At 36.2% G+C, this 24683-nt stretch carries 14 protein-coding genes; 3 read left to right on the top strand and 11 right to left on the bottom strand.

Annotated elements, in window-relative coordinates; genetic code table 11:
* Nucleotides 1-23: 23 nt before the first annotated feature.
* Complete coding sequence (locus tag J7604_RS17155; RefSeq protein WP_293898107.1) at nucleotides 24-1163, top strand: NAD(P)/FAD-dependent oxidoreductase; 1140 nt, start codon at nucleotides 24-26, stop codon at nucleotides 1161-1163.
* Nucleotides 1164-1325: 162 nt separating this feature from the next.
* Here J7604_RS17155 and J7604_RS17150 read toward each other — a convergent pair whose 3' ends face one another.
* From J7604_RS17150 to J7604_RS17110, 9 genes are all read right to left on the bottom strand, one after another.
* Entirely contained in the window at nucleotides 1326-2432 is a 1107-nt protein-coding gene (locus J7604_RS17150) for a PAS domain S-box protein (RefSeq protein ID WP_293898104.1), read from the bottom strand.
* A gap of 89 nt (nucleotides 2433-2521) precedes the next feature.
* Entirely contained in the window at nucleotides 2522-3100 is a 579-nt protein-coding gene (locus tag J7604_RS17145; protein ID WP_293898101.1) for a hypothetical protein, read from the bottom strand.
* Between the two features lie 19 nt (nucleotides 3101-3119).
* Entirely contained in the window at nucleotides 3120-6032 is a 2913-nt protein-coding gene (locus tag J7604_RS17140; protein WP_293898098.1) for a PAS domain S-box protein, read from the bottom strand.
* 207 nt (nucleotides 6033-6239) lie between these two features.
* Nucleotides 6240-7079 (bottom strand): PAS domain-containing protein, encoded by an 840-nt coding sequence (locus J7604_RS17135; RefSeq protein WP_293898095.1) that lies wholly within the window; start codon nucleotides 7077-7079, stop codon nucleotides 6240-6242.
* A gap of 215 nt (nucleotides 7080-7294) precedes the next feature.
* Entirely contained in the window at nucleotides 7295-8044 is a 750-nt protein-coding gene (locus J7604_RS17130; RefSeq protein ID WP_293898092.1) for a LytTR family DNA-binding domain-containing protein, read from the bottom strand.
* A 21-nt stretch (nucleotides 8045-8065) separates the two neighbouring features.
* Nucleotides 8066-9556, bottom strand: a complete 1491-nt coding sequence (locus J7604_RS17125) for a histidine kinase (protein WP_293898089.1) — start codon at nucleotides 9554-9556, stop codon at nucleotides 8066-8068.
* Between the two features lie 296 nt (nucleotides 9557-9852).
* Nucleotides 9853-11187 (bottom strand): T9SS type A sorting domain-containing protein, encoded by a 1335-nt coding sequence (locus J7604_RS17120; RefSeq protein ID WP_293898086.1) that lies wholly within the window; start codon nucleotides 11185-11187, stop codon nucleotides 9853-9855.
* Between the two features lie 190 nt (nucleotides 11188-11377).
* A complete protein-coding gene (locus J7604_RS17115; RefSeq protein WP_293898083.1) occupies nucleotides 11378-13783 on the bottom strand; it encodes a sugar-binding protein in 2406 nt (801 codons plus the stop codon).
* Between the two features lie 586 nt (nucleotides 13784-14369).
* Entirely contained in the window at nucleotides 14370-16343 is a 1974-nt protein-coding gene (locus J7604_RS17110) for a glycosyl hydrolase family 8 (RefSeq protein ID WP_293898080.1), read from the bottom strand.
* Between the two features lie 643 nt (nucleotides 16344-16986).
* On the opposite strand from J7604_RS17110, the gene J7604_RS17105 reads away from it, so the two are divergent.
* Nucleotides 16987-20382, top strand: coding sequence for a T9SS type A sorting domain-containing protein (locus tag J7604_RS17105; RefSeq protein WP_293898077.1), 3396 nt, complete (start codon nucleotides 16987-16989; stop codon nucleotides 20380-20382).
* A 68-nt stretch (nucleotides 20383-20450) separates the two neighbouring features.
* Here the strand turns inward: J7604_RS17105 and J7604_RS17100 are convergent, their stop codons facing one another.
* Complete coding sequence (locus tag J7604_RS17100) at nucleotides 20451-22154, bottom strand: family 16 glycosylhydrolase (RefSeq protein ID WP_293898074.1); 1704 nt, start codon at nucleotides 22152-22154, stop codon at nucleotides 20451-20453.
* 47 nt (nucleotides 22155-22201) lie between these two features.
* Nucleotides 22202-22492, bottom strand: coding sequence for a GNAT family N-acetyltransferase (locus J7604_RS17095; RefSeq protein ID WP_293898071.1), 291 nt, complete (start codon nucleotides 22490-22492; stop codon nucleotides 22202-22204).
* Between the two features lie 106 nt (nucleotides 22493-22598).
* On the opposite strand from J7604_RS17095, the gene J7604_RS17090 reads away from it, so the two are divergent.
* A complete protein-coding gene (locus J7604_RS17090) occupies nucleotides 22599-24683 on the top strand; it encodes a carboxy terminal-processing peptidase (protein ID WP_293898068.1) in 2085 nt (694 codons plus the stop codon).

Here is a 24683-nt window from a genome sequence, read left to right as displayed (position 1 = left end):
ACTAAAAATTAAACTTACAGAACATGAACAATCATTTATTAAAGAATAAAAAAGTAGCTATCATTGGTGCTGGACCAGTAGGTCTTACAATGGCTAGATTACTTCAACAAAATGAAATTGATGTAACAGTTTATGAAAGGGACAAAGATCCATTAGCAAGAATAACTGGAGGTACACTTGACCTACATAAAGGTTCAGGGCAAGATGCACTGAAAAAAGCAGGATTGCTGGAACAATACTATTCATTGGCTATCCCCATGGGAAGAACCGTTGCCGATGAGCAAGGCAATTTATTATTCACTAAAAAACCCACTCTCGAAGATCAATATGACAATCCGGAAATAAACAGAAATGACTTAAGAAAAATTCTGCTCCAAAGCTTAGAACGTAATACTGTTGTCTGGGATAGAAAGTTTACCGGCCTTGAAGCACATAACGGAAAATGGTTATTACAATTTGAAAACAACATACATGCTACTGCAGACGTTGTTATCGGCGCAAATGGAGGTATGTCTGTAGCAAGAAAATATGTTACGGATGCAGTAATCGAGTATACAGGTACACTTATTTTACAAGGTGTTGTATATGACCCGGAATTAAACTGTCCGGAATTCAGTGAGCTCTGCAATAACAACATACTTATGACATCACACAGAGGTAATTTGCTTGTCGCTAACCCCAATAATGGTGGTCTCTTGGGCTACAATATAATTTCTAAAATGTCGCAAGAATGGCCACTTGAAAACGGATTAAACTCTCAAGATAAGAAGAGTATTATTTCATTCCTATCCAACAGGTTCTCTCATTGGAAAGAATGCTACCAACAATTGTTCAATTCAACATCTTCTTTTTCCCCATTATTAACCAGAAAAATATCTTTAGATAAACCCTGGAAAGCCAATCGTCCATTGCCTATAACATTAATTGGAGATGCCGCACATATAATGCCTCCATTTGCAGGACAGGGTGTCAATATCGGTCTGTTAGATGCGCTAATTCTATCCGAAAACCTTATAAATGGGAACTATGAAACTATTGAAGCTGCCATAAATGATTATGAACTAAAAATGTTTGTCTATGCTAGAGAAGCACAATCAGAAACAAGCAAAAACGAAAGGGAAATGCTTCATCCCGAGTTTTCTTTCAGGAAATTTTATCAATAAATCAGATGAACTTCTTGATTGAAATCATGGAAACACCAGCGACGTCAATCATTCTTCTTAGAGCGAATAAATAGCAACACAGGAGTTAGAGCAACAAACTATCGGATTGTACTAGCTCAAACTGCCATTAATTAATCCAGAAGTTAAGGATCAAGAATTAATCTATATCTTTATCCCAAGCTTAACCAAAGTTCCTGCTGCTATCCCATTATTTTCCAGATCAATTATCTCTAGTGTAATCTCTCTCTCCAGCTTGAGAAGTTTAAGCCTTTCTTGTGTAAGGCCTCTTCCAGAGGAGGCATGTATAGAGTGATTTAACCACTTTCTTTCTGCTGCCACTTTCCTTCCAACACCATCATCTTCTATTTCTATTAATAACTTTTTGTTATGACGCTTAAAAGAAAGTTTTATGATTCCATTTCCCTCCTTATTATACAGACCATGAACTATTGCATTTTCAACAAATGCCAGAACCAATAAAGATGGTAATTCTATACCTTCAATAGCCAAGCCCGGCTCAACAAAAACTTCCAATGTAAATCTATTTTCTAAACGAAGAGATTCTAACTGCACATATTGTTCAACCATCCGTATTGTTTGACTTACGCTCTCATAATTAAAAACAGTGCTATCAATAGTTGAACGAAGCAGTTTGGAAAAAACAGAAAAATATTTCACCGCATTTTTGGCGTCATTTTGAAGAATATAATATTGAATAGCAGTTAAGACATTAAATATAAAATGAGGATTCATAAAATTGCTGAGGGCCAGTATCCTGGTCTCCACCAAACGTTTATTTATCGAGATCAATTCCTCTTCCTGCTTTATTTCATCAGCCGCTTCATGATTTGCTTTTATTCTTTTTAATTTTTCTTCATAATTTTTTAAAACACTGATGTCATTGCATATGCATAAGTATCCTTTTAGCTCACTATCCTCATTAAAATAAGGATTTATAAAACAATCAAGCCAATACAAAGAGCCATCCTTTGAGCGATTGCAGACATCACCTCTCCATGAATTTCCACTTTTAATGGTTTGTTTCATGCTCTCCCAAAATTCAGGAGGATGATAGTCAGACTTTATGATATGATGAGACTTTCCAATCAACTCATCTTTCGTATATCCAATTATCTTTTCAAAATTGTGATTTACATAGGTAATTATACCCATAGTATCAGCGCATGAAACAATAGATGAATTTATAACAGTCTCTAGGAAGCCTGATTTGAAATGAGAGTCCTCCAAAGAAAAAATAGTTTCTTTCATAATCAATTACTCCTTATAAAACTGGTTTCCATAACCTTTTCTTTCCTTGGGACGCTTAATGTTCCCGATTCATCTGAGAGAATCGCATATCAAAACCATTGGATTCGGTATACATCCTTCTCTCCTCCTTTGCTACGAGATGATTGATCATCAACCAAACTAACAAAAGAAGCAGTATTAAAACGTTGTGCAACTGCGAAGATTAATCCTTCATCAAATGATGTAGGATAAGCATTGTCTACAGTGATTTCTGCTTCACCTTCTTTTATTTGTTTATAGATGTAATTTCCAATACCACCTTCGAAAGTTCCATTGGCCGGGTTAAACATCATCGATTTTCCATCAAGTGAATGATTCATGTGGAAGCCGATATTTAGTGTAGAAAGAGCTTTTTCAATGGAATCAACTTCTGGGGGGAAAATAGCATTTTTAGGAATTTTTTCACCTACCGAATAAAGCGCTGTGCCTCCAATAATTTTTTCCAGTTCCTCAAGAGCTTTCAGATAACCTTCAAGTGAATACCATTGGCCAGATTGAGGATTGTGAATGCCATATTTGGAGAGTATTTCAATACCCATTTCTCTTTGGCTCCCAAGGCCCTCAATGAATGCCTGAAGGCCATCACCTGACGTTTGTATATTTTGGTTTTTAACTTTATATACTGCCATATTAATATGATTTAATAAACTATTTTTTTGAACTTGATTTTTTTTCTAATTCCGCAATTCTGTTTTTATAATCAGATTCTAATTGTTTAAACTTAGCCACAATATTTTGCAGATTAATTTTTTGCGATTGAATTACCGAGTCTGCACGTTCACGTTCTGCTGACTGAATTTTTTCGATCTCTTCATTTTTCTTATTAAGAGCTTCTTGCATTGCGTGCATCTCTTCAAGGTTCTGACGTAGTTCCTCTTCCTGAGCTTTTAAATCTTCCGTTTGTTTCTGAGCATTGCTGGCAAAACGTTCTGCCTTTTCTTTTGCTTTATATAATTCTGTAATGTCTGATGCGTATATTGCAATGGAGGTAACTTTGCCATTCTCATCAAAAAGCGGGGCATGCTTTACTTTGAAATAATTATCAAATTCACCAACATTAATATGATCTACAGACTCGACAACCTTGCCTGTAAATGCCTCAGAATATATATTCTTCTTTTGAACTTTTTCATCCTCAGTAATAAACATATTCAAAATGTTGTACCCTTTTTGTATGTTAAGACTGCTGAATGAATTGGCAAAAACAGTGTTAAATCGAAGGACATTAAAATCTTTATCAAGTGTAAGTATTGAATCAGAAGAAACGTTAAGCAACTCATTTATTTCTTTTTCACTTTTTTTCACATCGCTTAAAATGCGCTCAAGCTCTTCCTGAGTGGCACTAAGCTCTTCCATATTTTGTCTTATTTCCTCTTCCTGCGCTCTTAACTCTTCAGTTTGTTGCTGAGCTCTTTCAGCTATCTCTTCTGCCTTTTCTTTTGCATTATGCAGCTCCGTAATATCACTTGCAAAAATGGCAATAGAAGAAACTTTTCCTTCATTGTCCACAATAGGCGCATGTGTCACTTTAAAGTAGTTGTCGTATTCTCCAATATTAATATGATCTACAGATTCAACCAACTTGCCGGCAAAGGCTTGAGTATATATTTTCTTCTTATGCTTTCTTTCTTCATCTGTCGCAAACATCTCAAAAATATCAAAGCCATTCTCTATTTTAAGATCACTGAAAGCACTAGCATATACACGGTTGAATCTAAGAACCTTGTAATTTTTATCAAGAACTACTATTGAGTCTGTTGATACATTAAGTAATTCATTTATCTCCTTTTCACTCTTTCTAGCATCGCTTAATATCCGTTCCATTTCTTCTTGGGTAGCGCTAAGCTCTTCCAGATTTTGTCTTATTTCCTCTTCCTGTGCTCTTAATTCTTCGGCTTGTTGTTGAGCCTCCTCTGCTATCTGCTCGGCCTTTTCTTTTGCTTTATGTAGCTCTGTGATATCGCTAGCAAAAATGGCGATGGAAGAAACTTTTCCTTCATTATCTAAAATAGGCGCATGAGTTACCTTAAAGTAATTATCATATTCACCAATGCTGATATGATCTAGCGATTCTATCATATTGCCTGCAAAAGTCTGATCGTATATTTCCTTCTTTTGTTTTCGTTCCTCCTCAGTACCAAACATTGTGAATATATCAAAGCCCTTTTCTATCTTAAGACTGCTGAAAGCATTTGCATATACACGATTGAATCGAAGTACTTTATATCTTTTATCAAGAACAACTATTGAATCGGTAGATACATTAAGTAACTCGTTAATTTCTTTTTCGTTCTTTTGTACTTCTCTTAAAAAATTTTGCCTTTCTTCTTCGGCCTTTGACCGCTCTGTAATGTCACGCAGGATTCCGGTAAATATTTTACGGGTTCCTAGTTCTGCCACATTCACTGATAGTTCCACACTAAACAAACTGCCATCTTTCCTCCTTGCTTCCATTTGACGAGTCTTTCCGATTATATTGGCTTGACCAGTGCTCATGTAATTTTTTATGTACTGATCATGTTTCTCATGATGTGGTGATGGAACAATCATATTGATATTCATTCCGATTACTTCTTCATTAGTGTAGCCGAACAAATTGGAAAAACTTCTATTCACAGTTTCAATTCTTCCACTATCATCAATGGTAATAATAGCGTCTACTGTTGAGTCCAGGATTGCATTTAACTTATTACTTTGTTCAAGAACTTCCTGTTGGTTGCGTGTCATTGCTTCTTGTGTGGAAGATAGCTCTTCCATATTCTGTCTCATTTCTTCTTCCTGAGAGCGCAACTGTTCCGCTTGCATCTGAGATTCTCTTAACAGCATTTGGGTCTGCACTGATGTTCTTACAGAGGCGATAGTAGAAGCAAGGCTTTCACTTAATTTCTCAAGAAACTGAACCTGATGTTTTTTTATAGTTTGAAATGAAGCCAGCTCAACTAGCCCATAAACTTCTTCATCAATCTTCAACGGAACAATAATAATATTTTTAGGCAAGGCCTCGCCCAATCCTGAAGTAATTCGGACATAACTTTGAGGAACATCAGTCATGTAGGTTGTTTCTTTCTCTAATGCTGCCTGACCAAGCAATCCTTCTCCCAATTCAATTCTCTGATGAAGATATTTTCTCTTATTATAAGCATAGCAGGCAATAAGTTCAATATGCACGTCTGATTCATCATTGTTATTTATGAGATATAAACCACCTTGATTCGCACCCATATACTTTATGAGCTCAGAAATAATTTGATTGGAAAGACCATCCAAATCTTTATTATTAGAGCGTAGTATTTCTGAAAATCTGGCTAGTCCTTCAGTAACCCAATTTCTTTCCTTTTCTTCCTGAGCCAATACTTTCATTTTATTTCGCATCGACACTAAGGAGCCGGTTAAAGAGCTAAGATCTACTTCCTTAATTCCATTGTCGTCAAGATTCCCATTTTCTATTGCTTTGATAAATGTTGTAGCAGAGGAAATCTCTTCTTCAAGGTTCACAACCTTATTCTGAAGTTCCTCCCATTGTTGTTTTTTTAAAAGTTTGAGAGACGAAAAGTATTTCATAAGAGTTCTTGTTGTAGTTTCTTGAGCAATCTTACGGAATGGATTAAACTGAGGAAAAGGGAAGGAAATAAGTGGCGGATTTGAATAAATAAGTGGAAGAGATTATAAAACAATTATTAATCTTATATCAAAGGATACTAATAAAAAAATTACCTGATGGCAAATCAGGTGTTATAAATAGAATACTGCATTATCAAAACTTTGCCGCTATTCCTCTAAATCATTAAGTTCTTTACTGATAGTTTTAAGGACCTTATCAATATCTTTGGCCTGATCTTGTACCTTTTCAAAAATCCAGGAATAGTCTACATCAGTCGTTAATTTTGTTAGTTCTACCAAACCCAAAAGTCTTGCGACGGGTCCACGAACTTCATGCGCATTTAAATGAGCATATTTTAAAAGCTTATCATTATTCCGCAATAATTTAGTCTCAAGATTTTTCTTTTCAGTTATATCTATATGTACCCCAAGAGTGATACTGCTCATTGATCCGTCTGGCTTTCTTAATGTCTGACCTCTTGACCATATCCATATCCATTGGCCATTTTTATGTTTCAAGCGAAAATAATTTTCGTATATACCAATAGAACCGCCTTGTAAATATTCTGTGAACCTTTTTGTAGCAACATTCTTATCATCCGGGTGTAATAAGTCTATCCATACATTTTGAATGTTAAATTTTTCATTCTTTAAATCATTAACATCATATCCGAGCATAATGAAATATTCAGGACTACACCATAAATGCAGAGATTCTGAATCATATTCCCACGCACCTGCATTGGAAGACGCAATGATTGAATTATACTTTTCCCTATTTTCATATAAATTGTTTTCCATCTCTTTAAACCTTTTAGCTAATATCGGCAATAGAAAACAGCACCAAACGCCCCCAAGGCATAATACAGTTGAAAACGCTGAATAGTAGATATTCACCTGATAAAAGTAAATGCATGAAGATATTTGAAGTATTAAAAATCCAGCAAATACCACGCTTGCAGATAGGAATAGGATAAACTTTACATTCTTATATGAAAAATCTCTCATTATCTTAATTGGCAATATAGTCTTCCTGATTTCAAAAATTAATTCGGATTCCTAAATATTGAGTACTAAGGAACGAAGGTAAAATTAGGAGAAGCCTTGGTTAAGAATAACATAAGTGAGCGATTGTCCAAAATGACTGAGTAAGTGGACGAAATAATTAAAAAATGGCCAAAAATTAGCTCTAAGAAAAAATAAAATCATTCATATAAAGTGGATCACACTTTATATCCAATTCTTTCAAGAAAAGCGTCTTTCTTCCTTTTAGACACGTCTAATGATGTGCCATCATTCATTATAACATACCCTCCATCACCTCTTACATACTCTTTAATAAAGTTAATATTTATAAGATAAGAGTGATGGATCCGATAGAAACATTGCTCTGACAAATATGTATCGTACTCCTTTAAATGTCTGCTGGTAATATATTTCTGTCCGTCTGTCATGAAAATTTCAGTATAATTACCTGATGCCTGGAAATAAAGAATTTCATTTACTTTAATAAATATTAAACCCTTTTGTGTTGGTATGGCTAAGTTATACTTCTCCGGAGTACCGGTTTTCATATTTTGTAATAACAGATGAATGCGTTCTAATGCATTGTCATTTTTCTTGCTTTTAATCTTGGAAACAGCATTCTGTAGCTCATCTATATCAATGGGCTTGAGTAAATAATCAAGTGCAGAAAACTTAATTGCCTTTATGGCATACTCTGAATGGGCAGTTGTAAAAATGATATCAAAATCTATAGTGCTTAATTGCGCAAGCAAATCAAAGCTTGTTTCTCCTTTCATCTGTATGTCAAGAAAAACAACCTCTGGCTTAAATCTGTTTATTGCCTCAAGTCCTTCTTCCACATTCTTACAGGTAGCCAAAACTTCTATGTCTTCGCAAAAGGTAGTTAATAAACTTTTTAAGCTTTCACGGCTTTTTAATTCATCATCAACTATAATAGCTCCAAACATAAAGGTTAATTTTTAATTCATTTAAATTTTTATCCAGATCCTAACTAATGTACCTGAAGGGATACAGTTATCAGACAGATCAATTATATCAACTGTTTTTTCATTTTCACCGTTATGAATCCTTAGCCTCTCTTCTGTTAGCTTAACTCCTAAGGATTTATGTTCAGTAGAGTCTAAAAATCTTTGTACTTCAGCAGCTTTTCTCCCAATACCATTATCTTCCACTTCAACCAGCAGCATATCATTATCCTCCTGTTTGAAAGAAACCTTAAGCATCCCTTTCTCCTCCTTCTTAGCTAATCCGTGAATAATGGCATTTTCAAGATAAGGTTGAACTAATAAGGATGGAAGTTCTATGGTATCAATTTCTAAATGTGAATCCACTTGAACAAGGTACTCAAATTTATTTTCTAACCTCAAAGATTCAAGTTCAATATAAAGCTGAGTCATTTCTATCACTCGGGAAAGCAATCCTTTGTTTTGTACAGAACTGTCAAGCACCTGACGCATCAATTTTGAAAACTTCGATAGGTATATAACAGCTTTTTTAGGGTCTTTCTGGAGAATATAATATTGAATGGAGTTCAGAACATTGAAAATAAAATGAGGATTCATAGAGGATCGAAGCGCCATTAATCGAGTTTCAGCCAGACGCTTTGTTATAAAAAGCATCTCTTGTTCAAGTCGAACTCTTTCCGAGATATCTTCACCAAAAATGGTAACACCTATAATTGCACCATCTTCTACAATTGGGTTTATTGAGTATTCAATATGCTCATCTCCAATAGCAATCTGCACTTTGAAGGCTTCACCTTTTAGTGCCCTATCATAATTTTCCGTCCATCTGTTGATTACTTCTGTTTGGCTCTCAATATTTTCAGTGATGAGTGCTCCTCTTTTGGGTAAAACACCATACCTTTTTAATACGATATCTTCAAAGGGTTTATTGAAATATGTTAATTTATGATCTTTGTCTACTGACCAGATAAGAAAAATTGTGTTATTAATAGTCGCGGTATGATAGGCTAAGACCTTTCTGTAGTCTTCTTTTTCATATCTTCTGTTCAGAAATGAGCATACAGTATTTGCAATTATATTCAAAAAGTCTAACTCCTCCTCAAAGTAAACTTCCCCTTTAGAAATTGCTGATTCTACCAAAGCCACTTCTATGTATCCGTGAAAACCCCTAGTGGTAAGAAATTCTGCGGAATGCTGGAATGCGGAAGCAAGAAAGTTTGGAGTATAAAATTCGGAATTAGAATATTTAATCCTCGCAGAAATAAAATCCTCCTTCTCCCATGCTTCAGGGAGAAGTAATACAATTTCATTAAATATTGCATCAAGATCTCTCTCTTCTGATTCGAGTATCTTATAGCATTTGGATATAATCCTTAATTTATTCGCTTCTTTAACCAAACTAAAAATTGTATTAAATAAAAGGATACTGGTTGAATATTTGGATGGTGCTCCAACTAAAAAGTGATTTTTATCAATTTTTAGTAATAGCCTCAACGATAGAATAATATGAAAAGATTCACAAAAATTTAAAAATAAATATATCGAAATACAATTGATTCTATTGCAACTGTTTGAACATGTACAAAGAAATTTGCTTAACAGCCAAAATTAGGTGACTCAAATTATATAGTTTATAAAAATGTTCAAAAGAATTTGCCGAGAAGAACAGGAGGGAAAAGGAAAATCGGAGAAAAAAACGAAGAAGCCCACTTACCCGACCGAAAAAAATATAATTGTCCCGAATTATCTCCGGGACATTAAAGCAAGGAAACAGTATCAATCTTTAATCTCTATTGCTTCTGTATTTTCACAACCTTCTGAGCCAATTTCAAAAAATACATACCTTCTGTGTATCCGCTCAAATCAATTGTTTCCGATTGACCTACCATAAGGATTTGGCCTTGCAGATTAGTTAAGACCCAGGCATGCGTACCATTCAAGTTTATCCAACCATGAGTCGGGTTTGGATAAATCTGTTTTGTCAAATCTTCTTCTGTACCAATTAAACCAGTAACTACAGAAGGTGCCAGAACCTTTCCTACTCCTACATATTGATTAACTTTTGATGGTACATCAAGAACAGGATATGTAATCGAAGCACACTGATAAGGAGGCGTATAAGTGCTAGTTTCAAACTCTTCACTGCTGCTCAATGCGGATGCATTTGGGGATAAAGCATTTGGTAATGTAATGGCTGGCATTCTGTCGCAGTTTTTGAATATATTATCTTTTAACAACGCCTTTCCTCCTTCTGACAATTTTCCGAAGAGAGGTTTCTTCACATTTTCATAATAGTTTTTCTCCAGATACGCATTGGAATTTATTCTTACATTAAGGCCATTACCTTCCAAACACCTGGTAGTATAATTATTAAACATATGCAATTTGCCGAAGCGCATAAGCGGCATGCGGGAACCTATATTTTCAAATTTGTTATGATGCATGGTAATCTTCCTGTCATAATCATCAGAATTACCTTTTCCAAAAAGGCAGGCTTTGTGATGATCATGAAAGTAATTCCATGATATGGTAATGTACTGACAATCATTTTTAGCATCCAGAAGTCCGTCATATCGGTCATAATCGGTCATCACAGTAGGGTCTTCGTTATAGAACTCACAATGGTCTATCCAGATATGACTCGACTTTCGCTGGGCTTCAGCTAAGGTTTCATCATCGGCCTGAATAGCAATACAATCAGGATCAAAATTAAACCCAGTTATTTTGTTTTCACCATCATTGGTTATAGGTACACCTGTCATAGTAAACTTCAGGTTACGAATGATGATGTTATGCTGACACTGAATACTCACTCCAATCTGATTGATAAAGCCTTTAGTCCCTACTCCAAAAAGTGTTTTATTGGATCCTAGCTTTAAGACATTCGGACCTTTAAATTCCCGGTCTATAAGTATGATGACAGGATTAGTACCAGACGCGTATTGCTGTAATTCCGCAAAAGTAGTTGGTACAACTATTGGACCACCTGATCCCCCGGTTGTTCCACCTTCCATTGAGGCATATCCACAAGGTTCGGAATCCTGAACCTGAGCGCTTAACTGCAGCGAACCCGCTGCGAGTATTGATCCCAAAAGCAATTTTACTATTCCCTTTTTAAGCATCATTTATAGCTTTTTGTTTTTCCAATGAATTCTGCTATAAAAACAATGCTAAATTGGAAAGGTAACGATATTTAGAAAATTTAAAAGAAACAAAATATAATAAAGAAGGCACCACCCTTTGGGATAGTGCCTTGATCTTAACCGTGAAAAATAACCTTTAGAAATTGACCTATAAAATTATATCAAGGTTAACTTACTCCTTTACCAATTTAACAATTCTCGATTTCTGATCCTGGGTAACTTTTAAAAGATAAATTCCTTTTGAAAGATCCTGCGTGGTAAGAGAGGCTATATCTTTTGTTTGATCCGACTCCACAACTTGTCCCATCTGGTTCATCAATTGGTAAGTAAATGTCCCATTTGCTACAATCGTGAATTGAGCATTGAAAGGATTCGGATAGCAAAGGACTCCTGATGAAGAATTTTGTTCTTCTATACTGGTAATTACTTCATCAGCCAATTTTACGACGCCAAACAATGACGGGTCTTGCCACGCATTGTCTGTAGTTGAGGACCAGGCAATCTTTTTATCTCTTGTTCCTCCATTGTCATCATCATTAATCATGAATTCAACACCTAAGAGTTGGTCCTCGGCAGGAGAAGCCTGTACTGTCGACCATGGAATTCTTCCTTCTATCACATACCCTGTCGCTGTATTCACAGAACTATATGTGATACCTGAAGTCGACCTTCCTGAAGGTAAAACTCCTACCGTTGTACCATCATTCCAACCGAATGTGTATTGAACATCGTTCGCGCCATAAGTAGTGGCTTTGTCATTGTTAACGTCCAGATATATTTCAACAGCATCATCGTCAAATGGATTAGGACTGTCGTTTTGTTTTGTATTGTCAGTAACAGTTGCAAAAAAATAAAAGTATGTATTGTCCCATAAAAACTTAGTATTTCCACTCAGATCAGTAGCAGATGAAATGGTACCTGATAAAACATTTTGGCCGCTCACTGCTAAAACATTCGGATGATCCCATATTCCAGGGTCTGGCGTTCCGTCAATTACTGGTGCTAAAGATGTTTTCTGAACTTTAAACGGAGGAGACTTTATAACTACTGTCACTGTAACTGATGTTCCGGTAAGATTTTCCTTATCGGTTGCCTTTGCAGAGAATACATAAGTTCCTGCAGCTAGGTTCTCTAAGGACAAGCTATAAGGTACTGTTGCATCTTCTCCTAGTTTAGTTGTTCCATTAAAGAATTCTACTTTACTAACATTGTTATTAGCATCAGTAACAGATGCTGTTAGCAATAAAGAGGCCGGAGCTTCCAAATTGTTGCTTGCAGTAGGAGATGTCAATGTCACTATAGGAGCATTTTGATTAGGTGTATCAAAAGTTATAGTTGGAGCTGTCCAGTTTATGGCCGAAGTTAAGCTTAAATCCTGCTTAGTGCCTTTGGTCGGATTAACCCTTATATTCGTGTTTGCGGTAGCGTTGTTTTTTAAATATTTATTAATGAATGCTGTTACGGCATCATTTTGTGCTTGTGCTGCAGAACAATGATTGTGATCTGGTGTGAATATAAAGCCAAACCTTTCTGAAACACCCATTGCTTTCCATACTTCTGCCGCAGCCATACAAGACTTATAACCTGATTCATCACATAACCATTCCTGCGTTGGATTTCCTAATACTAACAACGGTCTTGGAGCAATCATTGCAACTAATTCATGGTGATCATGAGGTAGCGTATTTGGATTTAAATTTTTCATACTCGTTTTAAACCAGCTGTAGTTGGTGTTGTCAATTTTTTCAACATTCACCCCTGTTCTTGTTGTATATGCTTGAGACATCCTCCATGAGTTGATACCGCCTCCTCCCGATTCCTGTGCAATCGTAAGAGCCACTCTCTCGTCAAAAGCGCCGCCAAATAATGCCATTTTACCAGCATAGCTACAACCAGTTACACAGATTCTTTTAGGGTCTGCATTCATTTGCGATTTTACAAGCTCAATACCATCAATCAAACGACTGATCCCCCAAGACCATGCACTGTATTTTCCGATGTTTGTGCCTGGGTATAGTTTAAAATAAGGATCATTTGCATTCATTGATCCGGACCCTGCACCATAAGAGACCACTTGATCATGGTTAAAAGGAATTTGTATAACACCAGAAAACAAGCTAGCCGATAATGAGCCTGTAGGAGCATTCATCCCAATCACCACAGGGAATGGGCCAGTACCAGAAGGCATTGTAACATTAGAAGTCAATGTTAATGTTTGACCGTTTACCGTTACGTTGACTGTAAGTTTTCCACCTGAATAGGTCGCAGTGACATTTGAAGGTTTAGGAGGCTTTGGCCCGATTTCATATTGCTCTATATCAGATTTAATTTGATTTCTTCTACAGGTCCAATCATCAAAGGTGGCCACTCTACCACCATTAGTAAATGCAAAAGGATCCGGCAAATAAGTGTTGGAAGTATTTGTATTTCCAGCCGCAGTATTACAACTAGCCGGGGGAGTTCTATTTTCCACATCAAATACAAGAGGTACCTGACCCAATATGTTATTGATCATCGAAACATTTAGTATAAGCAGTAATGCAAATGCTTTAATTCTCATATGTATATTTGTTTTCATTTTTATTAAACAATACTTCTTCACAACCATCCGCAAAACTCTTTTTTTATTTAAGCTTAAAGAGTTTTGAATGGCTTATTGATTAACCCAGACTACTTGATTCTTATATTTTATTGATATGGTAAATGTTCCCCAACAATTCAGACATAATGACCCCTCAGTATACAAAATGTTGAATCACATATGCTTCCTGCATAAGTGTTTTAACTACACCCACTTTTTAAAAAGGTAAACCAATTTTCTTTGTGCAATCCAAAAAATATCTCAGAATATAAAAATCAAATGTTTAAAGCAGAACAACTTTAAATCAGTCATCAAAAGGATTATAACTAGTATAGATACTTTATACTTTAATTTTAATAATGATAGACCATGATAAATGAGGGTATAACATTAAGGATAATTGCAAATAAAAATATAATTGTAATGAAAAGGCTACCATATTTAACATAAGGTAACAGAGGCCTCGTGCTTATGCTTTTTGAAAGATAAAAAATAATGTTTATGAAATGCTTAAAAATAATAGGTTCATTAAAATAATCTATACGCAGCAACTATAACGGAGCTGCGCATAGATATATCTGAATTACTTTATAATAACTTTCTCAGTAAAGTTATTCTTTACATCTTTTATATTAACAAAGTAAAGTCCTTCTTGTAAACTATTAACTGAAACTTCAGCTTTACCGTTTTCTATAATTCCACTCAATAAAATTCTTCCGGAAACATCTCTTAATTCATAATTACCATTCAGAACTAAATCTGAAACAAGAGAGATTCTTTCTGACTGAGCAGGATTTGGATATATGTTCAGTTTCATTAAACTGTTAGCCGAATTGTTAATTGAAGAAACTATTGTTTCGGGCTTCCAGATTTTGAATTTACCTGAAGCTTGTAGCAGGCCAAGCATCTGAAGCAATCCGTCGTAATATCTGTATTCTCCTGTTGGCATAGCCTGATTGTATAATTTGTCTACAAAATCCCAAGCAAAAACATTATTTGAGGCCAACGTTCCCGCACCATTCATGGCATATAAACCTGCAGCTGTGTGTGTCTTGTCTGTTGGTGTGCCATCCTGATGATACAAAGCATTATAGCTGGAACCTTGTGATTTAAAGAATGCCAAAAGCTTGTCTACCTGAGCAGAATGCCAGGAATTGCCAAACCAGTGTGCGTCCATAGCAATATTAGAAATTACTCTCCACGAGTCATAAGCAAAGTTCCCTGCGTTTTCGTTCCATGAAATTGGATAGGGCTGACCATCAAAAGTCATATAATCTGTCACAAGTCCAGTATTATCATCCATCGCTTTTAAAAGAAACACTCTGCTTGAATCCGCTGCATCAGCCCAGAACTGGTTGTCCGTATTTGACCACAATGACCAAAGTTTATAGAACCCAGGCAGGTGATAAGAAGGGTCTGTAAAATCTGCATTACCTCCCTGAGGAACAAAAACTACCTGTTTCTTAGTCTTGTCAAACATATTTGTAAGTTGATTAACCACACCACCATTTCTGGATTCAAGGTTTAACATATCTGACAATAACTGTTGTGCTTCTGCTTTGTAATTATATATACCTTCTCCATTACCCCATCTGTTTGCTGCAAAAAATAAAGCTGTTACCATGTATTCTTCACCATCCGGCGCACTGTTCGAGTCTTTAACTGCAAATGTCACGTTGTCTATTGACCAAGCAAAATATCCTGCTCTTGGACCGGTTTTATGCTGCATATAAGTTTTAGCAAACTTCCAAAGTTTATCAAACTCTTCCTTCTTATCAAGTTGAACTGCGATCATCATTCCATATGACATCCCTTCTGTACGAATATCTTTACTGGATATAGCATCTATATAAGCCATATCAGTCCCTGTTTCAAAATATATAGCTTCTGAAGTAGGACTGCCGTGAAATAGTTGTTGAAAAGCTGCTTCAACTTTATTGTCTATTGCAACTTCTGACTTACCCATTTCCTTAAACATACTTCTATAGATGTCTGTATAGTAAGCGCCTTCTGTCGGAGGCACAGGAGTTCCAAGTTCAACTACTGGTACAATTTCTAAGTTAAAATCATCAAAGTAATAATTAGCAGCAGTAGAACCAACAAATACGTTAAAGCGTAAAGCTCCTGAGCCCTCTACATCTGAAGTATAAACCATCTCGATATACTTCCATTCAGAGTTAAGAGTATAGTCAGATCCTGTTCTATAGGTATATTTAGGAGGTCCATCCTGAGCAGCGAGGTGAATTGAGACGTCTTTATCTGCTTTGGCATAAAAACTAATGATATACTTTGCTCCCTTTTCTGCAGCCCAGTTGCTTGGTGCACTAAGCTGAATATTATAATTATTTGCAGCAGCTGTTAAAACATTAATATGCGCCGCATAATTGCCGCTACGCGCATCGGTAGATTTGTAATCAATTGTTGCTGAGCCTTCCGGGGTTTGGAACCCCCACCAGTCCTGGCCACTTTCAAAGCCGGGGTTAGAAAAAATGTTTGCTGCTTCTATTCCATTAAATGTTAACAGGAATAAAAGACTAAGAAGATAGATGTGTTTCATGCATTTATAGATTTTTTTGAAGTGTAAATCTAATGAAAAAAATGATATACAAATTGAACAATTATGAGAATGAAATCATGATTTAATATGAAAAGGAATATTCATCATGCTTTTGTTCAATTCAATAGGATTAAATAATGTATTTATAGAAATTGGACATTCTCACGATTAAAATGCCACCAATTTAAAAAGCTAAATTATATTCCAAATTTTTTTTTAAACTTTCTAATAGCATAGATGAAGCACAAAATTTCACTAATCATCCCAGATTCGTTAAATATAACAAGTTGTTTAAACAACTTTTCATAAAAAAACATTCAGTGGAAATCAACCGATAACTTTCAACCTTAAAGAATTCACAATTAAAATCCGAGGAGTTTTTGATACGGGTAAACATAGTGTTGAATAGACATTCACAATAATTAATCTTTTCTCAATCATTAAGTGTCAAGACCTGGACACTATAATTAACAGATTTAATAGCTGTTTGAGATTTATGGAATGTTGGCGTTTACTTTTAACTTCTAAATCAGTACTTACAAAGTAGAGGGTTGGTATATCAAAATCTGAAAGAAATGAATTTGAAAGCCCAATCCCTCTCCTTTAAAACATTGAATTCTGATTCTCAACATTTAAACAAATTATGAAAAAGGTCCTTATTTGGTCATTAATGTTGCTTGCCGTTCTTCTTCATTCAAATACAAGCTTCAGTCAATGCGGGTCCCAAACTGCAACCATTGTTAATCAATGTCCCAATCAGTCTCCACAATTATCTATTCCTACTGTAGTTCCCGGAACAGATTATATCTGGACAGTTGGAGGTTCCAAATACGGCCAGGGTTATGATTTCACTTACCAAGCTCCATTAACGACACCAACAGTTATAAGCTATCAAGAACAGATCAATCAAACCGGAGGCCCTTTAAAAGGAGCAACTTCTCCATATACCATGCCGGCATCAGGGACAACCGTTTTAAACAGTGCCTATACAGTTTCTGTAAGTTCAACTACTGCTTTCAAATTAAATGCATTTACCGTACCTATAAAACTGTATTATTGCGATCCTAATACTACATACAGGCTAAAGGTAATTGTCGGGCCGACCGCAAGTCCCACTGCAGCTTCTGTCTGGTACAACTTTAAATGCGCCGATCTGATAAACACAACAGAGAGTCAAACCTATCTTGTTCCTATAAAAATCAATACCAGTCCAACTGATCCAGGCCTAACAATTCCAGCTGGATCTACCACGATATCCGTTATATATAATGATGGGCCTAACCCGACGGGTGTTAGTGACATAAGCGGACTTGTTGCCTTCCCTACTACCTCATTTAATAATTCATATACTCTGGGCACAACCACTGTTACTCATTCCTCAACCACTAACAGACCAGCTTTCCTTGACTGGGATATCACAACGTTATGTCCAACTGTCAACGTACCTGTAAGTCCCACAGCTTCTCCTAGCTGCTGCGTTCCAGGAAATGTAATTATGCCAGACATTACCACAAACACAGGAACCAATGTTATTGATAGCGACCCTGTTTCTCCAGCAATAACTTTAACAACTCCTCTGCAAACCGGCTATTACTATCAATGGTTTAAAAACGGACAGGCGATTTCATCTGCTCAACAAAATGATAACGATTTGAGTGTTACTACAGGAGGTCAGTATACCGTGAGGGTTGTAGAAAAACTTGCTGACATCAACAAAACTTCCTGTTATAAATCAGATGTGGAAACAGTATCTAAAAGGGTGTTGTTTGCTCAAACAGACAAGAATACACTTTGCCTAGGTGAAATTGCAAAACTCAATGCATTAGGCGCAACAGGCAATACTGCTGGTTCAATTGTCTGGTCTGGAGCACCTGGCATAAGCGACATCAATGCTAAAACTCCAACTTTTCTACCGACATCAACAGGCACCTTCATCTTAGTATTAGATGCTGAAGTGCCTGTCGGAAATCAGGTAATTAATGGAGATTTTGAATTATATAAAGTAGGAGACGCATCCCCCGGCTTTACATATAGTTCTTATTACAACTTTAAAGATCCGAAAGATGCAGTTGTTAGTCCTTCTCAAACTTTTTTCGGTGTACCCGATAGGAAAGGTATAAGCTGGCTTCAAAACGGAACCTTTTCACTATATAACTATGTGCTGTCAAACAATGATGGCTATACAGGTATAAAGCCTTGCCCGGACCATACTACAGGAAAAGGTAATCTTTACTTTACAGATGCCGCCTCCAAAAACGTTCCTGCAGGAACAGCATTAACGGATTCGTATATGTGGTCTCAACAGGTAACACTAGTTGCTGGTCAGGAATATGAATTTGCAGCTTGGTTTACAAATGCCAACTCAGAATACTGTGATTGTACAGATCCATTTGATAATACTATTTACGCTATTAAAGACCCTGCCAACCCCACAGCAGGCCAGCCTAAGATAAACTTTTATGTTAATGATGCATTGGTAAATCCTACACCAATTACCATAGATGGAGAAACCTGCAAATGGCAAAAGGTAAGCTATAAGTATACAGCAACCACATCAGGAACAGCGACAATTAAGATATCAGAAATCTCCAGAGCAGATGCGGGAAACGATTTTGCAATGGATGATATTTCTTTTGGGGCTCCGGGAAGGCAGAAACACAAAATTTCAATTGATGTTACCGACTGTGATGATCTTAATGCAACTACCTTATGTACATCAGGAGAATTGACGCTTGAAGCTACTTCTTCAAATGGTTTCTTTTCAAAATGGACGCATACTGACATTGGAGGAGTTACAAGCACGACTACAATTGACAAACCGAACGATGCAACTACAACAGCAGAGCCTGTAACAACGACTGATAAATATTCCGCTGAATTTAAATTTGTTCGAGGTAATCAGATAAGCAATCCTGACTATTCCCTCACAACAAAGAATGGCAGTAATATGACAGACAGGACCAATCTGCCTGGGACCTATGGGCTGAACAATGGTGAATACATAATCGGGAAGGATCCTTCCACATACTCCAATACACAGGATAAGATATACATATCTGTCCCTGACCATACGACAGGCAGTACAAGCTCCTTTGATTATTTCTCAGGAAGTGGAAATTATTCAGCAGGCCATGATGTGGTGTTTAGCCAATCTATAGCTGTGACGAATGGAGAAGAATACGGATTTTCTGTTTGGCTGGCAAATATCCAAAAGGAATTTACCAAAACAAATCCTGATACATCCAACACTGGAACCTCTGCTGCTAAAACCACAAAGCTTGATTTATATGTAGGAGGCGTTCCAGTTAAAAGACTGGTTTTACCATTAAACACATCATGGAACAATTTCGGCTATAGTTTTATCGCAGCAATATCAGGCAACATCACTGTTGAATTAAGAGTGCCAAACTTAAATCTTCAAAAAGCTGCTGCATTTGCAATGGATGATATCCAAATAGGAAAAGTAGATACAAAGATTAAAGATGTAACACCGGATCCGAATTGCACGCTGCCTGTTACATACCTATATGCTAATGTTGAAAGATCTGGTTCTCAAATCAACGTAAAATGGGCAACTGCGCAGGAAAAAGATGCTGACCAGTTTATTATTGAAAAATCAAAAGATGGAATCACCTTTTACACAACAGGCATAGTAAAAGCAAAGGGGAATAGTACTTCTGTATGTCAATACTCCTATTCAGAAGCTATCTCGGGCGAATATCCATATTATAGAATAAAGCAAACAGATCTGGATGGAAAATTTGAATACAGCAAAATTTTCTTTGTTTCAGACATAGCTAAAGATGCTATAATTGTTTATCCGAATCCAAGTACAACATCCTTTACAATTAAGGCAAATACTCAGGAAGGAGAATCACTTCTTATAAAAATCATTGATACAAAAGGATCAGAGATAGCTAACCTCACACATCAAGGCAATGAAACAATAGTAGTTGGATCAGATCTCCTTCCCGGAGTTTATATTCTGGAAGTCTTCGGAGAATATCAAGTTTGGAGAAAGCGAATTGTTAAACAATAAAGCAAAAAGGTCCCCTCAAATAAATCTGATGGGACCTTTTTATGAGTGTATTTCAATCGCTCCTAAAGCTATTCCTTTATTATCTTTTCCTTTATTATTCCTTCCACGGTTTCAATTTCTACAATATAAACGCCCTTTGAAAGGCCGGCTATTGCTACTTCCATTTTATATTCTCGCGTATTCTTTTGATCAAATACAATCTTTCCTGATTGATTGTAAATAGTAATACCACTAATAAGAGCTCCTGATTCAAATAAAATCTTATCAGTAGAAGGGTTAGGATAGATAGATACTTTAGATTTCACTAAAGGATTAAACGTTCCCAGTACACTATTTTTCACGAGGCTAATATTATCAAAGTGCAAACTACCCAGGGCTTTACCCAGATCAAATATCACCCTGGCTTCAGGATCAGTAGTAGCAGACATTGTGAAAGTATAGGTAACGGTTTTCTTTGTAGGACCTGCTGTTTGAGTTGCTCCAGAATAAACATTCCACGGATCTTTGCTCATTCCCACACTTGCTGTAAAAGATGTTTGCTGACTAGCCCAGACATCGAATGTTAATGTATAAGAATCTCCTTTCTCTATTAAAAGTCCATCCTGAGAAAATTGTATATCCCAAGCATTGGTTCCGCTTTTGGAGATGTTAAATACAATTTCCCCCTGATCTACAGTAGACGAGGCAAGGCCAGAAGGCACGACCTGAGACCATTTGAAAAAGCCCGCATCAAAATATCCATTTTGTATCATCTCGCCTTTCTTTCTGAATATTGGCTTTATTGTGGTATTTATAGCCATATTAAATTGAAGCGGATTATCAAGATCCTGATATGTTCCTTCCCACTTTATAAACTCATAGCCCGCAACGGGAACAGCTTCTACTGTGACATTTGCATTAGCTGCGACTTTTCCATTCGGGAAAGAGGATGTTACAGTTCCTCCTGCCATCTGTTGTACCAATAAATCATACTCTGATTTCTCTTCGCTAAACTGATATACCCTTACAAAGTCTACTTCAAATTTCTGAGGGAAAATTGTAGAATCAATCCCCTGAGCACCTGCCCAATCACCACCTACAGCATTATTCAAAATAAGATGCATCTTTTGATCAAAAGGCCACTCTTTATATGTGTCAGTTGGTTTCTTGTCAAGTGAAAAATATAATACATCATCTACATAGAATCTCAGGCTGTCTGCGTACCAATCCAATGCATAAGTATAAAATTTGTCATATGGAGCTGTTAGCATAGTATTACTTCCTCTGCCACCTCCTGTTTTGTGGTTATAAGCTTCTGTATGTGTTGTAAAGAATATTTTGTCAGGATCAAAACCAACATTTTCCATCAGATCAATCTCTCCACTTGAGGGCCAGTTACCATAAACACTTTCACTTGGCAAAAACCAGATTGCCGGCCAGATTCCTCTGCCTGTAGGCAACTTAGCTTTTACCTCAAATCGACCATATTTCCAATCTCCATTACCCAGAGTTTTTATTCTTGCAGAAGTGAATTTTCTTCCTGAATAATTTTCTTTTCTGGCTTCAATAATCAGCTTTCCATTATCAACACGTGCGTTCTCCAAACGATCTTTAGTATAATATTGCAGTTCATTGTTACCAAATCCACTTCCGCCAGCATCATAATCCCATTTTTCCGGATTTGGCAATCCGGAATAATCAAATTCCTCAGACCATATCAGTACCTTGTTGATTTTCTGCGCATAAAGCGGGCTTAATAAAAGACAAAGTGAAATGATGACTATACCTCTCATTGAAATATTATTTTTTTTCTCTAGTTAGTACAATTTAAGAAAAATAACTATGATTTTAAAATAACATCTTGAAATTCCGGCGTTTTATCAATAATGGCCTTTGCGAAAGGGCAATAGGGTATTACTTTCATCTTATTGGATCTTGCAAATGAAATAGCCCTTTCGACCAACGAATGTCCAATACCCTCGCCTTTAAGGCTTTTATCAACTTCAGTGTGATCAATTGTCATTAAATGTTCTGATTTCAATGAATACTCCAACTTTGCAGCTGTTTTATCATCTATTCTAACAAAAAACATTCCTCCGCCCTCATGTACCTGTTGTCTTATTTCTCTCATTTTACAAGTAATATTTCTGATAATATTGTAGCAATATAGTATTTGTGGTCCGTAAAATATACGTGTTAAATTTGTTAAATTTGATTAGACGAATCTATCATTCTAAATGAAAAACTTTTGGATAATATCCATTTTTATCATATCAATCTTTGTTTCGACCACAGAAGCGACAGCTCAAGCGCTCAATTTAAAAAAAGAAACACAATTACTTGAGACTTCCCTTAGCTCCAATCATTATTCAAAAAAGCAAATGGATGATGAGCTTTCAAGCAAGTCCTTCTCAAAATTTATTGACCTGCTGGATCCTGAAGCCATTTATTTAACAGCTCAAGATATACGCACGTTTAAGCCATTTGAAAAGCAAATAGATGACGAACTAAAAGGAAAAATGTGGAAGCTTCTGGATGTTGTAATACCTATTTACAAACAAAGGCTTACTGAAGCGGAGAAAGGGCTTAGCGACATTTTATCAAAGCCTTTTACATTTACCAAAGGTGACGAACTTTCCATAGACACCGCAAATCACTTGCCCTTTTCAGAATTTGATGAGGACATAAAAATAAGATGGAAAGAACATCTTACTATTGAAGTGCTGAATCAAATGTATAATATCTGCACCATTATCGGGCAAAACAATCTGTTGACAAAGGAAGCAGAGGCAAGAGAAAAAACTAAAATCATTGAAAAACGAAGAGTCAGAAGAATTTTGGATCATCCCGAAGGGTTTGACAATTATGTAGCCTCGCTATATTTTGATGCAATTACAAGTGTGTTTGACCCACACACTAATTATATGTCTAAGACAAGCTGGCAAAATTTTGAATCACTCTTAACTTCAGAAGAACTTTCATTTGGAATAAATCTTGACGAAAGCGAGACCGGGAACATCCTCATAGAAAGTCTCGTACCAGGTGGCCCAGCATGGAAATCAGGTCAACTGAATAAAGATGATGTGCTGCTTGAGCTTCAGTGGGAAGGGAAAGAAACAGTAGACCTCACAGCTTCTGACATACAGGAAGTAGAAGAGCTTATGGGACAATCCAACACACAGAAATTAAATATCAAAATAAAAAAATCAAGTGGAGAGATACTTTCAGTATCGCTTATTAAAGAGAAAATAGATAATGATGACAATACCGTTAAAGGCTTGATTCTAGCCGGTTCTAAGAAAATAGGCTACATTTCTTTACCCGGATTTTACAGTGAATTTGAGAATCTAAACCATGGTTGTGCAAATGATGTTGCTAAAGAAATCATCAAGTTGAAGGAGCAAAAAATTGATGGGTTAATTCTAGACATCAGATATAATGGCGGAGGTTCTTTATATGAAGGTATGAACCTCGCCGGAATATTTATTGATGAAGGTCCTCTCATTTCTCTGAAAAACAGAGATGGTAAAACAAGTGTGCTTAAAGACATGAACAGAGGAACCATATATGATGGCCCTTTGGTGGTCATGGTAAATAGTTCAAGTGCTTCTGCTTCAGAGGTGCTTGCATCAACACTTCAGGATTACAACAGAGCTGTTATAGTAGGTGGTAATACTTATGGCAAAGCAAGCGGACAGATCATTATACCTCTTGACACGACAGTTGGTAAAACTCCCAATCAGTTTGATAACTCAAGTTCTCCTCATGGTTTTTTGAAAGTCACAATTGAAAAGCTATACAGAATTAATGGCAAAAGTGCTCAACTCAAAGGAGTGAAGCCAGATATCACGCTTCCTGATATTTTCGATGTAATTGATTACAAAGAATCCAATTATAGCAATGCTCTTCCATATGACTCCATAAATAAGAAAATTATTTATCAGCAATTACCGGCATTGCCAATAAATACTTTATCAAAGAAGAGTCAGCAAAGAATTGGAAGTAATTTAGCCTTCCAGGATCTTAACAAATTTATCAAGACCTATTCAGATTGGATGCAGGCACCTGTTCCTTTATATCCTCCTGATTTCAAAAAGTACAACGATGATCGTCAGGTTGCACTAAAGACCTTGAAGAAATCAATTGTTAAACCTACTACAACTTTTAAAGTTGAAAATACGTCCTATGAAAACCAGGTACTACAGGCTGATCCTTACAAAAAAGAGCTAAATGATCTATTGTTAAAAAGGACCCAGTCTGATATCTATATTGAGGAATCTTATTCCATTATTACAGATTTAATTAATTCAAATAATAAATAA

Origin of the sequence: Sporocytophaga sp. (genome assembly GCF_017745095.1) — a bacterium.
Classification (GTDB): domain Bacteria; phylum Bacteroidota; class Bacteroidia; order Cytophagales; family Cytophagaceae; genus Sporocytophaga.
The sequence above is the reverse complement of the archived record's forward strand: the minus strand, read 5'-3'. Positions and strand labels throughout refer to the sequence as shown.